Raw genomic sequence first — 14,627 nt, forward strand, 5'->3', positions numbered from 1 at the left:
GGCATGGCGACCGAAGTCCTCTGGTACATCATCCCGCGCGAAGGCGCCTACCCCTGGGAGCCCGAAGGGCGGCGGCCGGTGGATCTCGGCTACCTCGCCCAGCTCGCCGGCACGGCCGAACGCCTCGGCTACAGCGGGGCGCTGCTCGCCACCGACCTGTACGACGTCTGGCCGCTCGGCAGCGCGCTCGCCGCCTCCACCAGCACCAGGTTCAAGCCCCTGCTGGCCGTCCACCCCGGCCTGATCTCGCCCACCCTGCTCGCCAAGATGGCTCTCAGCTTCGACACCCTCTTCGGCGGCCGGCTCCGCTTCAACGTCGTCAACGGCTCGACCAAATCGCTCCAGGAGTACGGCCTCCACGTGGAGCACGACGAGCGGTACGAGCTGAGCGCCGAGTACTGGTCGATCGTGAAGCGGCTGACCGCCGGCGAGGTCTTCGACCACAAGGGCCGCTTCTACGATCTGAAGAACGCGGGCGCGTCCTTCAGAGAGCTGAAGCCGGTCCAGGAATCGCACATCCCGCTCTGGTTCGGCGGTTCCTCCGACCCCGGTATCGAGATGGCGGCCCAGCATGTCGACGTCTTCCTGACCTGGGGCGAACCGCCGCACCTGCTCAAGGAGAAACTGGAGAAGGTCAGGGCGCGCGCCGCCGCGTACGGCCGCACGCTCAGGATCGGCCTGCGCCTGCACCTGATCGTCCGCGACACGGAGGACGAGGCCTGGGCGGCGGCCGACCGCCTCCTCGACGTCACGAGCGACGCGACGTACGCGCGCATGCTCGGCGACCGCGTGGGCGAGGACGGCGTGGGCTGGCAGCGCCAGTTCCGCCAGCACGGCGGCAGGGTCCCCGCCCGCGCCCGGGAACTGGAGGCGCACCCCAACATGTGGCCGGGCATGGGCCTCTTCCGTCCCGGCCCCGGCACCGCGGTCGTCGGCTCGACTGCCCAGGTGGTCGAGCGCCTCAAGGAGTTCGAGGACCTGGGCGTCGACACCTTCATCCTCTCCGGCAACCCGCTGCTGGAGGAGGCCCACCGGGTGGCGGAGACCGTGCTTCCGGCACTGGGGGTGAAGAGCTGAGACACGGCGGCCGACGCTCCGTACGGTGGCCGGCGGGCCACCGTACGGCGTAAGGCGCCGCGGCAGGTCCGCCGGGCGCGGGCTGCGGTCGTCGGTGCCCGGTGCGAGACTCGGGACATCGGGAGCGACGCGCCTGCACCGCGCGAACGGGCCGCACCGAAGGAGTTCGCCATGCTCACCACCCGTTTTGTCACCGGAGCGCCCAACTGGATCGATCTGGGCACGCCCGACCTCGCCGGGGCCATCGCGTTCTACACCGGTCTGTTCGGCTGGGAGTTCCTGGCCGGGGGGCCGGAGACCGGCGGTTACGGCATGTTCACCCTGGACGGGAGGACGGTCGGCGGCGCGAGGGAGGTCACCGAGGAGCAGGCGAAGCCGTCCTGGTCGGTGTATTTCCGGTCACCGGACGCCGATGCCACGGCGCAGGCGGTCGAGCGGGCCGGCGGCAGCGTTCCGTTCGCTCCGAGAGATGTTCTGGACTTCGGCAGGACGGCCGGTTTCAAGGACCGGACGGGGGCGTTCTTCGGTGTCTGGCAGCCGAAGGAGAATCCCGGCCTCGGCGCCGTGGGGGTCGCGGGCTCCTTGTGCTGGGTCGAGCTGTACACCCCGGACGTCCCGGCCGCCGCCGCGTTCTACGGCGCCGTGTTCGGATGGGAGACCGGACTGACACCGTTCCCGGGAGGCGGCGGGTCCTATACGGTGATCCGGACCAGGGCCGGCGGGCAGGCGGCCGGTTTCGGCGGCCTGGTACCGCTCGACGCCGTTGCGACACGCGCGGTCGCCGGACCGCACTGGCTGCCGTACTTCGAGGTCGACGACTGCGACGCCGCCGTCGCGGACGTGGAGCGGCTGGGCGGCAAACCGACACTGGAGCCGCTGGAGATGGAAGGCGTGGGCACTTTCGCCGATGTCGCCGATCCGGACGGTGCGGAATTCGCCCTGATCAAGAGTGCGCCCACGCCGGGAGACTGACCGGAAGCCACCGGCGCGCCGCATTGATGCAGCGTTGATCAGTCGTTTATCGCGACCGGGCACGGTGGGTCCCATGCTGATCAACACCGCGGCCGACCCCGCGCTCGCCTGGCAGGAGACGGCGCTGTGCGCGCAGGCGGGGCCCGAGTTCTTCTTTCCTGCTCCCGGCAGCTCCACTCGTGAGGCCAAGCAGCTCTGCAACGCCTGCGAGGGGCGCGAGGCGTGCCTGGAGTACGCCCTCGCCAACGACGAGCGCTTCGGCGTATGGGGCGGCCTCTCCGAGAAGGAGCGGGAGCGGCTGCGCAGAACGGGTCGCGACCGGGCCTGAACCCGCCCCGACCGCGCAACGGGCCGCCGCGACCGGGGCACCGGCCGCACCCACGGGTGCGGGCCACCGGTCCCCGCAGCCGGACAGGCGGCGACGGCCTGGGAGGATGTCCGCATGAACGATCACGACAGGAACGCCCTGCTCGCGACGGCCGTACGCCTGCGCACCGAAGGGCGTGCCGAAGAAGCCCGACAGCGACTGCTCGCCCTCTGCGCCGCCTTCCCCACGGATGCCGAAGTGGCCTACCAGACCGCCTGGGCCCACGATGTGCTCGGTCTGGAAGCGGAGGCCGTGCCGTTCTACGAGCGCTGTCTGGACGGGACCGGGCTGTCGGAGGAGGACCGCAGGGGCGCGCTGCTCGGCCTCGGGAGTACGCATCGGGTGCTCGGCCACCATCACAGAGCCGTCGAGGTGCTGCGCGGCGGTGTCGAGGAATTCCCCGACGACGGGGCGTTGCGGACCTTCCTCGCCATGGCCCTCTTCAACACCGGCGAGCATCACGAATCCAGCCGGCTGCTGCTGGAACTGCTCGCCGCCACCAGCGAGGACCCGCACGTGCGCCAGTACCGACGCGCCATCGAGCACTACGCGCAGGATCTGCACGCGACGATGTGAGCCGGGCGCCCGGCCCCGGCCGTCGGACTGGATGGCCTTGTGGCCCGTCCAACGGCCCGGGAGCGACGGACGGGGCGTCAGGCCCCGGCGCGCGCGGCCATCCGTGCCTTGCGGGCAGCGAGCCTCTCGTCGAACTTCGCCGCCTCGCTGTCCAGACCGCCCAGGTACAGGCCCAGCTCTTCCTGCGCCCGCAGCCCCTCGGGGCCCAGACCGTCGATGCTGAGGACCTTCAGGTAGCGAAGCACCGGCTGGATCACGTCGTCGTGATGGATGCGCATGTTGTAGATCTCGCCGATCGCCATCTGTGCCGCGGCCCGCTCGAAGCCCGGCATGCCGTGACCGGGCATCCGGAAGTTGACGACGACGTCACGCACCGCCTGCATGGTCAGATCCGGGGCGAGTTCGAAGGCCGCGCCGAGGAGGTTGCGGTAGAAGACCATGTGCAGGTTCTCATCGGTCGCGATCCGCGCCAGCATGCGGTCACACACCGGGTCGCCCGACTGATGGCCGGTGTTGCGGTGCGAGACGCGGGTGGCCAGCTCCTGGAAGGCGACGTACGCCACGGAGTGCAGCATCGAGTGACGGTTGTCGGACTCGAAGCCGTCCGCCATGTGCGCCATGCGGAACTGCTCCAGCTTGTCCGGGTCGACGGCGCGCGAGGTGAGCAGATAGTCGCGCATCACGATGCCGTGCCGGCCCTCTTCCGCGGTCCAGCGGTGCACCCAGGTGCCCCAGGCGCCGTCACGGCCGAAGAGGGAGGCGATCTCGTGGTGGTAACTGGGGAGGTTGTCCTCGGTCAGCAGATTCACGACCAGTGCGACCTTGCCGATGTCGGTGACCTTGGACTGGTCGGCCCGCCAGGCCTCACCGTCCTCGAAGACGCCCGGGAAGTTCCGCCCGTCGGAGAACGGCACGTACTCGTGGGGCATCCAGTCCTTGGCGACCTTGAGATGGCGGTTGAGCTCCTTCTCCACCACCTCTTCCAGGGCGTGGAGCAGCTGGGCGTCGGTCCACGCCCGGGGACTGCCGAGGTGGGGAGCGGTGATCGTCACGGGGACTCCTGGGGACGGGAGAAGTACCTACGGGAACGTAGGTTACGAGACCGTAGGTTAAAGCGGCAGTAAGGCCACCGCCAAGCCGGCCCCCGCGATGCCCGATTACGTATCGTTATGTACGCAGGTCGTGAGCGGCGGAGGCTGTCACTCCGCCCGACTGTGGGGCGTGCCGGATCTCCCTCGGATGCACGGATGGAGGGGGCGCGCCGGGGCGGGTGGACCCGCGAAGGCGCTCTCACCCGCCGTCGCCCGGGTGGGCCGACCTCAGGTCCCGGCGCAGGTGTTCGGCCGTGAACGAGGTGCGATGGGCGAGCAGCGCCGTCGGGGTCCCCTCGAAGACCAGCTCGCCGCCGTTCCTGCCGCCCTCCGGGCCGAGGTCGATCACCCAGTCCGCGCGTTTGAGCACATCGAGGTTGTGCTCCACGCAGATCACGCTGTTGCCGCTGTCGACCAGCCGGTCCAGCAGTTCGACGAGCGTGCCGGTGTCCGCCATGTGCAGTCCGGTCGTCGGCTCGTCCAGGACGTAGACACTGCCCGTGCGGTGGAGCCGGGTGGCGAGCTTGATCCGCTGGCGCTCACCGCCGGAGAGCGTGCTGAGCGGTTGCCCCAGCGTCAGATAGGTCAGGCCGACGTCGTCGAGCGTGCGCAGCTTCCGCAGCAGCGCCGGGTCTTCGAAGAGCTCGGCCGCCCGCGCGGCCGTCATCTCCAGTACATCGACGATGGACGCGCCGCCGACCCGGTGCTTCAGCACGTCGTCGTGGAAGCGCCGCCCCTCGCACACCTGGCAGGTGGTGGTCACCGGGTCCATGAAGGCGAGATCGGTGCAGATGATGCCGCGGCCCGCGCAATGCCCGCACGCCCCGGAGGAGTTGAAGCTGAACAGACCCGGGTCGACGCCGTTCTCCCTGGCGAAGATCTTGCGGATGGAGTCCAGCGCGCCGACGTACGAGGCCGGGGTGGAGCGGGACGACGCGGTGATCGCGCCCTGGTCGATCACCACCGCGTCCGGGTACGCCGCCGTGAACACCCGGGAGACCAGCGTCGACTTCCCGGATCCGGCGACCCCCGTCACGACTGTCAGCACACCCTCGGGGAACGCCACATCCACCCCTTTGAGGTTGTGCAGCGCGGCGCCCGTCACCGGCAGCCACCCGGTGGGGGAGCGGACGGTCTCCTTCAGCGGCATCCGGCGGCGCAGGCACCGGCCGGTGAGGGTGTCCGCCTCGCGCAACCGGTCCACCGGGCCTTCGAACACGACGTGTCCGCCGTCGCTGCCCGCTCCCGGCCCCATGTCGACGATGTGGTCCGCGACGGCCATCACGTCCGGGTCGTGCTCGACGACGACGACCGTGTTGCCCCGGTCGCGCAGCCGTACCAGGAGATCGTTCAGCCTGCCGACGTCGCGCGGATGCAGGCCCACGCTCGGCTCGTCGAGGACGAACGTCAGCCCGGTCAGCGAACTGCCCAGGTGCCTGACCATCTTGAGCCGCTGTCCCTCCCCGCCCGACAGGGTGGTGGTCTCCCGGTCCAGGCTGAGATAGCCGAGGCCGATGCCCACCAGACGCTCCAGCCGTTCGCGTGCGGCCGAGGCGATCGGACCGGCCACCGGATCGTCGATCCGGGCCAGGACTCCCACCAGATCGGCCACCTCCATGCGTCCGTAGTCGGCCACGGTGAGCCCGTCGACACGGGTGGCGAGTGCCGCCGCGCTCAACCGCGCGCCACCGCAGGACGCGCACACCGACTCCGTGGTGAATCGGAGGGCGGCCTCGCGCCGCCGCTCGGAGAGCGCCTCGGTGTCCCGTTTCAGATGGAGCCGGGTGAACCGCTCGGCGATCCCCTCGAACCGCATGTCGGCGGATTTCGACTTCAGCTGCAGCTGTACGGTGAATCCTCCTCCGTGGAGCAGGAGCCGGAGTTCCTCCTCGGTGAACTCGGCGAGCGGCTTGTCGTTGTCGAAGCGCCCCGAGCCCGCGTACAACTGCCATTCCCAGCTGCCCACCGAGAGCCCCGGCAGCAGCAGGGCGCCCCCGTTGAGCGACTTCGTGAGGTCGATCGCCCGGTCGATGTCGAGACGGACCGTGCGCCCCAGGCCGTCGCACTCAGGGCACATTCCCGCGGGATCGTTGAAGGAGTACGCGGTCGCAGGGCCCGCACTCGGTGTCCCGTACCGCGAGAACAGCACCCGGATGACCGACCAGATGTCGGTCGTCGTGCCGACGGTGGAGCGGGCGTTGCCGCCGATCGGCTTCTGGTCGACGACCACCGCCACGGAGAGGCCGTCGATGGAATCGGCATGGGGCCGCTCGTACTTCGGCAGCCTGTTGCGGATGAACCAGGTGAAGGTTTCGTTCAGTTGGCGCTGCGACTCCACGGCGATCGTGTCGAAGACGATCGACGACTTGCCCGACCCGGAGACTCCGGTGAAGACGGTGATCCGCTCCTTGGGGACGGTGAGGGAGACATTGCGCAGATTGTTCGCGCGTGCTCCGGTGATGACGATGCTCCGGTCCTGTTTCCGATCCATGCGCCCGAAGCTAACGGCGATACCCGACAGCTTCTGTCCGGATTTGCCGGGCAGGTGGAATCTTCTCCAGGACCGGACGCACCGGCCCCGCCGGCGGAGCGCTCAGAGTTGTCGGCGTACTCGGAGCGAACGCGCGGGGACGGGGCACGGTGGGGCGTGACGGTCAGAGCAGATGGTCCGCCGCGCCGGACTTCACCGCGGAGATCAGCGCCCGCAGCGCCTCCATGGAGTCGCTGACATAGGCTCCGGCGTCCGTGGTGCTGCCGATGTACGCCCTGCCCTGCTCGTCGAGCCCGAAGCGGAAGCAATTGGCGCCTTCGCTGCAGAAGGCCTCGTCCCAGCAGATGTCGGTCATGTTCTCTCTCCTCAGAGGTCCTGGGCTATGGATCGGATGAAGTCGCGCGATTCCTCGACCGGCAGCGCCAGCGTACGCAGACGCTCCAACAGCCCCCGGTACCGCCGCAGTTGCATGTCCGAGTCCAGCAACATCGAACCGTGCGAGGAGTCGAGCTGTACGGTGTCGAGCTGGGGTATCGCCGCGCCCACATAGGTGAACGACTGGCCGGCGCCCGGGAAGCCGCCCGCGGTGAACGGGATCACCCGGACCGTGATCCGGTCCCGCTCGGACTGGTCGACGATGTGGTCCAGCTGCGCTTTGGCCACCTTGGGCCCGCCGAACTGCATGCGCAGCGCCGCCTCGTGGACGATCGACTCGTACAGCGGTGGCCGGTCCCGCCTCAGCACCTCCTTGCGGCGCAGCCGCAGGGAGAGCCGGGCCATCAGGTCGGGGCCGGGCAGTTGTGGATCGGCCGTGTCGAACACCGCTCGGGCGTGTTCCTCGGTCTGCAGCAGGCCGGGGATGTGCGTGGTGGTCGATGTCGTCAACTCCACCGCGTGATATTCGAGTTCGGCGATGTCGAGCAGTCCGGGCAGCAGCAGTCCACGATGCTCCTCCCACCATCCCCGGGCCCGCTCCTGGGCGATCTCGGCGAGCAGGTCGACCAGGCCGGTGTCCGGGCAGCCGTAGTTGAAGGCGAGGGTGCGGACCCGCTCGGCGCTGATGCCGAAGCGGCCGGATTCGATGTTCGGGATGCGGGTGCGGTCGACGCCCAGCAGGGCGGCGGCCTGCTGCACCGACATTCCCGACTGCTCGCGCAGCTTGCGCAGTTCGTGCCCGAGGCGCTGCTGCCGGGCGGTCGGGGTGCTTCTGGGCGGCACGGCAAATGTCCTTCCGAGGGGGCGGGTTGAGCGAAACGACCGGAACGACACAAGTAGTAGCACTGTGCTCCGGTGTGCGCTACGGTCGGTAGTGCAAGTCTCACACGGGGCGACCATGCCTATGTGTGATCGTTAATACAATTACCGGAAATGTGAGCATCTTGATGAAGGGCGCACTGCGTTGTCTTCCGGCCCTCACGCCGGCCGGGCCCCATCCTCCGGTGGCGGACAACCTCAGCTATTCGTTCGCACTGCCGGGCGGCGCCTTCTGCGCCGGTCTCGCACGAAGTGCCGTGGGTGAGCTCCTCACCCGGCACGGGCTCGCGGAGTTCCGCGAAACGGCCGTCCTCGCCGCTTCCGAACTGGTCGCGGCCGCCTATCGGTTCACCCCCGACCGGGAGATGCTGCTACGGGTGCACTGGCAGTTCGACGCGCTGCGCGTCACCCTCTACGACCAGCATCCGTCCCACGGCTCGACCGAGAAGTCCGAGACCTGCCGGGAACGCCGGAGCGAAAGCATGTGGCTGCTGGCGGCCGCGGTCGATGCGCACGGCGGGGACTGGGGACTGGCCCCGGCGCTGACCCCGTCCGGGGGCTGCAAGACCTGGGCCTTACTCCACCACTGACCCCGTCGCCGACCGTTCTCCACCGTGCGCGCCCGCCGCCCTTCGGCCGCGGTGTCACCACAACTCCCGCCGGGCGAGAACGTCACCGGCGCCGCGTGACAACGCCTCCCCGCCCGACGTCCGGTCAGCAGGCCCCGCCGAGCAGATGGGTCAGACTCCGGTCGAGGTCCAGGAACCGGTGCTCGTCGCCGGCCGGCACCAGTTCCTGCGCCCGCTCAAGGAAACGACGCAGCTCCGCGGTGCGGACGTGGACCATCGCGATTCCCTCGTCGGCATGGAACTCCAGGACGGTGCGGTCGTATCCGAACGGCCTGATGCGCACGTCCCCGACACCGGCGGCCGCGTCCATTCCGGCCGCGAGCAGTTCGCGGGAGAACTCCCACGACACCTCGGTGCCTTCCAGGGTCGCCGTCGCGGGGAACGCCATGCGCACGGCGAACGGATCCCTCCGGTCGTACTGCAGAGTGGCGGGAAGGGTCTCCATCCGCGGTGCGGATGCGACCATGCGGGCCTGCACGGACTGCTCGATGACGGTGGACAAGACCTGCTCCCTTTCTCGGCCGGACGAACGGCTCACGGCACTGATGAAGACGACGCAATCGCCTCATCCGTGCACCGGAGGGCGGCGTGAGTTGCATCACCGCATGCCGTCGCACCGGTCGCATGCCCGAATCCGGCCGACGCACGCTGGACGGCGTGCGGCTCGTGGGCTAGCTTCCAGCGCCATGAGGGCCAAGGGAAAGACGAGACGACTGATGTCATGGGGGCTCAGTGCGGTGGCGCTGGCCACCGCGCTGGCCACGCCGGCAGCCGCGGCGACACCGGGGGAGTGGCACCGGCCGGGCGGGCCGACGGCCTGGAAACTCACCGTGACCGGGACCGACGCCCGCTTCCGCGGACTCGCCGCTGTCAGCCGTCGTACCGCCTGGGTCGCCGGCTCGAAGGGGACGGTGCTGCGCACCACCGACGGCGGCCACCACTGGCGCGATGTGTCACCGCCCGGCGCGTCCCGGGAGGCGCTGGAGTTCCGCGACATCGAGGCGTTCGACGCCCGTCGCGCGGTGGCGCTGGCCATCGGGGAGGGCGAGGCCTCCAGGCTGTTCCGCACGGACGACGGGGGAGCGACCTGGACGGAGTCGTTCCGTAACACCGACGCACGCGCCTTCTACGACTGCCTCACCTTCTTCGACAGCAGGCACGGACTCGCGATGAGCGATCCCGTGGACGGCAAGTACCGCATCCTGTCGACCGAGGACGGCGGCCGGAGCTGGCGGGTGCTGCCCAGCGCGGGCATGCCGGACGCCCAGGCCGGTGAGGCGTCGTTCGCCGCCAGTGGTCAGTGCCTGGTCGCATCGGGGCCCAAGGACGTCTGGCTGGCGACCGGGGGCGCCGCCACCGCCCGGGTGCTGCACTCCGCCGACCGCGGGTTGACCTGGACCGCGACCGAATCGACGATCCCCGCCGCCGACCCGGCACGCGGTGTCTTCGGACTGGCCTTCCGCGACCGCCGCCACGGCATCGCGGTCGGTGGCGACTACGGGGCCGACCTGCCGTCTCCGCACGCCTCGGCGGTGACGGTCGACGGCGGTCGCAGCTGGCAGCCGTCCGCCGACCCGCCGGCCGCCTATCGCTCGGGCGTCGCCTGGCTGCCGCACAGCAGGTCGGGTGCGCTGGCGGTCGGTCCGACCGGCACGGACCTCACCGCGGACGGTGGCCGCACCTGGCGCACGGTCGACACGGGGTCGTACGACACGGTCGACTGCACACCGGACGGCGCCTGCTGGGCCGCAGGCGAGAAGGGACGAGTGGCGCTCGGGGGGATCCGGGGCGCCGACGGCTGAAAGGGCCGGTCGGGTCTCGGCAGCGACCTGTTCGTTGATCGGGGAGGGCGGGGCCCGGGTATCCGTTACCCGGGCAACTGCTCGCGGTACGGGGCGAGTTCGTCCGAGGTCTTCGTCGCGATGAACTCCGTGATCCGGTAGGCGCACACGCCCTGCGCGGTGAACGGGTCCTCCGCCACGATCCGCTCGATCCGCGCGCGATCACCCCCGACCGCCAGGATCACCCCGCCGTCGCGCGGGTTCTTTCGGCCCGACGCGATGAACACCCCCTCCGCGTACTGTGCGTCCAGCCAGGCGACATGGTCCGGCAGCAGCGCGTCGACGCGCTCGACGGGTGCGGTGTAGGTCAGCTCCAGTACGAACATGATCGTCAGGCTACGGCACGAGCGCGAGGCCGGCCCGGCCGTGCTCCCGACGGGCCCGTCACCGAACCGCCGGTCCGGCCGTGATCCGCCCGACGCTCGGAACGAGGCCGGACCACCGTGTCGGCCGCCCAAGGACTGTCCCGCAGTCCCTGGTGGATCGGCGCGCGGCGTCGGATGCGGTGCATCGCGAGGCGGAGGGACGTCCGCGTACATCCGGAACCGCGCCCGTCAGGGGCTACGGGGCAGCCCTTAGACTCGACAGCACTATGGCAACCCTCCAGACGCCCGCCGACGAGGTCGAAGCCCGCGCGATCCAGGACTCCCTGCGCCCGCGGGTGGTGCTCGACGAGACGGGCCCGCCGCCCGGTACCGGCAGGGTCACCGGGGTCGATGTCGCCTATGACGACGAGCGCGATGTCGTCGTTGCGGCAGCGGTCGTGCTCGACGCGGCGACGCTCGACGTGGTGGCCGAGGCCACCGTGGTCGGCCGGGTCACCTTCCCGTACGTCCCCGGGCTCCTCGCCTTCCGCGAGATCCCTACCGTGCTGGACGCGTTGGAATCGCTTCCCGCCGACCCCGGACTCGTGGTCTGCGACGGCTACGGGCAGGCGCACCCGCGCCGTCTCGGACTCGCCAGCCATCTCGGGGTGCTCACCGGACTCCCGGTGATCGGCGTCGCCAAGAACCCGTTCACCTTCTCCTACGAGCAGCCGGGCAGCCGCCGGGGCGACTGGTCGCCGCTGCTCGACGGCGAGGAGGTGGTGGGCCGGGCCCTGCGCACCCAGGACGGCGTCAAGCCGGTCTTCGTGTCCGTCGGACACCGGACCGGCCTCGACAACGCCTGCGCCCACACCCTGCGCCTGGCCCGCGACTTCCGCCAGCCGGAGACCACCCGGAGGGCCGACGCGCTCTGCCGCCGGGCCCTTGAGGAAGCGACCGCCTGAGTATCTGAGTATGTGTACGGATAACACCCGTCGATCATGACGGGCAGACTGGTACACATGACCGAACATCGAACATCCACACGACCAGGCACCGTCTACCTCGCCCAGCGCCGGGTGGCGGTCGGGATGACTCTCGGCATGCTCGCGGGAGCGGTCTGGGCCGTGTCGATGATCTGCACGCTGGTGGCCTGGGCGCTCTGACCCGTCCCTGGGCGCCGGCGCCCTCCGGCCGCCCGGACCACCCCGTCCCGCTCAGCGGGCCGCCGCGACCCGGAAACGCAGTCCGGCCGCGCGCAGCCGTCCCAGCAGCGCGTCACCCCTCGCGACGGCTGTCGTGACCTGCCCAGATGTCGACGGGAGCTCGTCCAGGGCGAGGCAGAGCGCGGACTGTGCAAGCATCTTCGCCGTCTCGTCGTAACCGGGGTCGCCGCCCGACACCTCGGTGAACACCCGGTGCCCGCCGCCTTCGCCGACGAAGCGCACGGTGAACCAACTGCGCCGCCTGCGCTCCGCGTCCGGCCCCCGCCCCGGCGCATAGCGGTCCATCAGCCAGGACCGTGCCGCCGGAATCTGCGCCGCCCCCAGGAGAGCGGCGAGCGCGGCCGTACCGCCCGGCGCCACCGGCAGATGCTTCACGGAGGCGAAGTGGCGGCAGCGGAAATCGGGGCCGTAATGGGCGAGCAGCCGCGCCGAACGCCTGACGACCTGTGGGTCCAGTGTCGGCAGCGGCAGCGCCCATGTGCCCGTCTCCGGACTGAAGTGCGGGGTGCCGAGCGGGGCGCGGGCGCGGCGGGCCACCAGGCGGGGTTCGTGCAATCCGCGCTCCCGCGCGGCGCGCAGCATCCGGGGGCCGCGGCCCATCGCCGTGAGCGCGGAGGCGAACGTGCCGCCGGAGAAGACGGCGTTGCTGCGGACGAATCCGTCGATCGTCAGCGGAACGTCCCGCGGCAGTTGCCGGACGGTGAAGTACATCCCGAGGTCGTGCGGTACCGAGTCGAATCCGCAGGCGTGCACGATCCGGGCCCCGGTCTCGCGGGCCCGCGCGTCGTGCCGCCGATACATCCGGTCCACGAACTCCGCCTCGCCGGTGAGGTCCGCGTAGTCCGTCCCGGCCTCGGCGCGGGCCGCGACCAGCTGCTCGCCGTACCAGACGTAGGGGCCCACGGTCGTGGCCACCACATGCGTGGATTCGGCCGGTTCGCGCAGTGAGCGCGCGTCGTCCGCGTCGGCATGCAGCAGCGGGAGGTCCGCGCAACGCGGGTCGACGGCGGTGAGGCGTTCGCGCTGCCGTTCCAGCTTGGCCCGGTCGCGACCGGCCACGGCCCAGCGGCAGCCGGCAGCCGGCGGGCGCGTGGGCGGCGAGACATCCGGCGGTGAGGGCACCCACGAAGCCGGTGGCACCGAAGAGGACAACGTCATAGGGGCGTCGTGCCCCGTTCTGCCTGTTCATGAGGGCCTCCGCAGGGCTCGGCGCCGGTGTGGCAGGCAGAGGCTGGCGGAGGCGTTCGTGGCGGTGTGCCGCCGGGCGGCGATCGTGGGGGAGGATCCCGGAGAAGGAACCAGGACCGACCGGCACAGGGAGGCGGTGTCGTGGAGCCGATCACACACTCTCCCCCAGGCCTGAAGGGCCAGGGGCCGCCGGCCCTTCGGGCCCTGTCGTCGGCCGGCGGGGCTCCGCGGTGCCTTCCCGCTGTGCCCTGCAACCACGAGTGCCGGTCCCGCTCCCTCTCCCACCCCGTCCGCCGGTCGGTCTAAGCGCTTGCTCGGCCAAAGGGGTTGTGCGGAGCGTGACGCGTTCTTAGCATCATCGCTGTTACATCGGTTGTGTCATACCGCTGGGGGCTAGATGGCAACGACGGAGCACGGCCCGCTGGCAGGCGTGCGCGTGGTCGAGCTGGCAGGCATCGGGCCCGGCCCGTTCGCCGCGATGCTCCTGGCCGACCTCGGCGCCGATGTCGTCAGGGTCGACCGACCCGGCGGCCCAGGGCTCGGCATCGACCCCGCGTACGACCTCACCAACCGCAACAAACGCTCCGTGCTCGTCGACCTCAAGGCCGGGGACGGCCCGGCCAAAGTGCTCGATCTGGTCGAGCGCGCCGACATCCTGATCGAGGGTTACCGGCCGGGCGTCGCCGAGCGCCTCGGTGTCGGGCCGGACGCCGCACTGGCCCGCAATCCACAGCTCGTCTACGGACGGATGACCGGCTGGGGCCAGGACGGACCGCTCGCCGAACGGGCCGGGCACGACATCGCCTACATCGCCCTCACCGGCACCCTCTCCATGATCGGCAGGCCCGGGGAGCCGCCCACGGTCCCGGCCAATCTGGTCGGCGACTACGCCGGCGGTTCGCTCTATCTCGTCGTCGGTGTCCTGGCCGCCCTCCAGCACGCCCGCACGCCGGGCGGCCGGGGTCAGGTCGTGGACGCGGCGATCGTCGACGGCGCCGCCCATCTCGCCACGATGATCCACGGGATGCTGGCGGCCGGGGGCTGGCAGGACCGGCGCGGCTCCAATCTCCTGGACGGCGGTTGCCCGTTCTACGGCACGTACGAGACCGCCGACGGGCAGTACATGGCGGTCGGCCCGCTGGAGCAGCGGTTCTACGAGGAGTTCAGCAGGCTCCTCGGGATCGAGGGCGAGGCCCCGGACCGGGGGGACGTCGCCCGCTGGGACGAACTGCGCACGCTCGTCGCCGACCGCTTCAGGACCCGTACGCGCGCCGAGTGGACCGAGGTGTTCGAGGGCACGGATGCCTGCGTCGCCCCCGTCCTCTCGCTCCGTGAAGCGCCCGGTCATCCGCATGTCGCGGCCCGTGCCACCTTCGTCGAGCACGACGGGCTCACCCAGCCCGCCCCCGCGCCCCGTTTCTCCGCCACCCCCGTCTCCGTACGCAGCGGGCCCGCGCGGCCCGGCGCGGACACCGGGACCGTCGCCGCCGACTGGGACGTACCCGGCCTCGCCGAGCCCCGGAAGGACACCACCGGCTGATGGCGACCACCTCGCCGCCGAACCCCACGGGCGGCCCGCGCGAAGCCTGTGACCGGGGCGCGACCGGTGC

At 70.8% G+C, this 14,627-nt stretch carries 15 protein-coding genes and 1 pseudogene; 9 read left to right on the forward strand and 7 right to left on the reverse strand.

The features are described from left to right. The first annotated feature begins 3 nt into the window (after nt 1-3). From ACIOHC_RS33510 to ACIOHC_RS33525, 4 genes are all read left to right on the forward strand, one after another. Complete coding sequence (locus tag ACIOHC_RS33510; RefSeq protein WP_351072727.1) at nt 4-1,077, forward strand: LLM class flavin-dependent oxidoreductase; 1,074 nt, start codon at nt 4-6, stop codon at nt 1,075-1,077. Between the two features lie 171 nt (nt 1,078-1,248). Beyond that, nucleotides 1,249-2,049, forward strand: a complete 801-nt coding sequence (locus ACIOHC_RS33515; RefSeq protein ID WP_401845249.1) for a VOC family protein — start codon at nt 1,249-1,251, stop codon at nt 2,047-2,049. Between the two features lie 73 nt (nt 2,050-2,122). Next, nucleotides 2,123-2,377 carry a WhiB family transcriptional regulator gene (locus tag ACIOHC_RS33520; RefSeq protein ID WP_351072723.1) on the forward strand — a complete coding sequence of 85 codons (255 nt, stop codon included), beginning with the start codon at nt 2,123-2,125 and terminating at the stop codon, nt 2,375-2,377. A 114-nt stretch (nt 2,378-2,491) separates the two neighbouring features. Beyond that, nucleotides 2,492-2,992, forward strand: coding sequence for a tetratricopeptide repeat protein (locus tag ACIOHC_RS33525; RefSeq protein ID WP_351072721.1), 501 nt, complete (start codon nt 2,492-2,494; stop codon nt 2,990-2,992). Between the two features lie 77 nt (nt 2,993-3,069). Here ACIOHC_RS33525 and ACIOHC_RS33530 read toward each other — a convergent pair whose 3' ends face one another. From ACIOHC_RS33530 to ACIOHC_RS33545, 4 genes are all read right to left on the reverse strand, one after another. After that, nucleotides 3,070-4,044: an acyl-ACP desaturase gene (locus ACIOHC_RS33530; protein WP_351072719.1), complete on the reverse strand. Its 975-nt coding sequence runs from the start codon at nt 4,042-4,044 to the stop codon at nt 3,070-3,072. 238 nt (nt 4,045-4,282) lie between these two features. Then, nucleotides 4,283-6,574, reverse strand: a complete 2,292-nt coding sequence (locus tag ACIOHC_RS33535; RefSeq protein ID WP_365689800.1) for an excinuclease ABC subunit UvrA — start codon at nt 6,572-6,574, stop codon at nt 4,283-4,285. A gap of 163 nt (nt 6,575-6,737) precedes the next feature. Then, a complete protein-coding gene (locus ACIOHC_RS33540; RefSeq protein ID WP_351072715.1) occupies nt 6,738-6,929 on the reverse strand; it encodes a hypothetical protein in 192 nt (63 codons plus the stop codon). 11 nt (nt 6,930-6,940) lie between these two features. Continuing rightward, nucleotides 6,941-7,792, reverse strand: a complete 852-nt coding sequence (locus tag ACIOHC_RS33545) for a helix-turn-helix transcriptional regulator (RefSeq protein WP_351072713.1) — start codon at nt 7,790-7,792, stop codon at nt 6,941-6,943. A gap of 152 nt (nt 7,793-7,944) precedes the next feature. Between ACIOHC_RS33545 and ACIOHC_RS33550 the strand changes: the two genes are divergently transcribed. Beyond that, entirely contained in the window at nt 7,945-8,418 is a 474-nt protein-coding gene (locus ACIOHC_RS33550) for an ATP-binding protein (RefSeq protein WP_401845254.1), read from the forward strand. Nucleotides 8,419-8,542: 124 nt separating this feature from the next. Here the strand turns inward: ACIOHC_RS33550 and ACIOHC_RS33555 are convergent, their stop codons facing one another. Next, complete coding sequence (locus tag ACIOHC_RS33555) at nt 8,543-8,959, reverse strand: SsgA family sporulation/cell division regulator (RefSeq protein WP_351072710.1); 417 nt, start codon at nt 8,957-8,959, stop codon at nt 8,543-8,545. A gap of 184 nt (nt 8,960-9,143) precedes the next feature. Here ACIOHC_RS33555 and ACIOHC_RS33560 point away from each other — a divergent pair, with 184 nt between their 5' ends. After that, on the forward strand, nt 9,144-10,259 hold the full coding sequence (locus ACIOHC_RS33560) for an oxidoreductase (RefSeq protein WP_351072708.1): 1,116 nt from the start codon (nt 9,144-9,146) through the stop codon (nt 10,257-10,259). A 65-nt stretch (nt 10,260-10,324) separates the two neighbouring features. On the opposite strand, the gene ACIOHC_RS33565 is transcribed toward ACIOHC_RS33560, so the two are convergent. Next, nucleotides 10,325-10,624: a YciI family protein gene (locus ACIOHC_RS33565; RefSeq protein WP_351072707.1), complete on the reverse strand. Its 300-nt coding sequence runs from the start codon at nt 10,622-10,624 to the stop codon at nt 10,325-10,327. Nucleotides 10,625-10,890: 266 nt separating this feature from the next. Here ACIOHC_RS33565 and ACIOHC_RS33570 point away from each other — a divergent pair, with 266 nt between their 5' ends. Both ACIOHC_RS33570 and mmpA read left to right on the forward strand, forming a co-directional pair. Beyond that, nucleotides 10,891-11,568 (forward strand): endonuclease V, encoded by a 678-nt coding sequence (locus tag ACIOHC_RS33570; protein ID WP_351072705.1) that lies wholly within the window; start codon nt 10,891-10,893, stop codon nt 11,566-11,568. Between the two features lie 57 nt (nt 11,569-11,625). After that, nucleotides 11,626-11,769 carry a morphogenic membrane protein MmpA gene (mmpA, locus tag ACIOHC_RS33575; RefSeq protein WP_351072703.1) on the forward strand — a complete coding sequence of 48 codons (144 nt, stop codon included), beginning with the start codon at nt 11,626-11,628 and terminating at the stop codon, nt 11,767-11,769. 51 nt (nt 11,770-11,820) lie between these two features. Here mmpA and ACIOHC_RS33580 read toward each other — a convergent pair. Continuing rightward, nucleotides 11,821-13,018 (reverse strand): annotated as a pseudogene (locus ACIOHC_RS33580) (saccharopine dehydrogenase family protein). Between the two features lie 396 nt (nt 13,019-13,414). Here ACIOHC_RS33580 and ACIOHC_RS33585 point away from each other — a divergent pair. Next, nucleotides 13,415-14,557, forward strand: coding sequence for a CaiB/BaiF CoA transferase family protein (locus ACIOHC_RS33585; protein WP_401845258.1), 1,143 nt, complete (start codon nt 13,415-13,417; stop codon nt 14,555-14,557). Nucleotides 14,558-14,627: the final 70 nt, after the last annotated feature.

Origin of the sequence: Streptomyces sp. NPDC088252, assembly GCF_044740965.1 — a bacterium.
Taxonomy (GTDB): Bacteria; Actinomycetota; Actinomycetes; order Streptomycetales; family Streptomycetaceae; genus Streptomyces.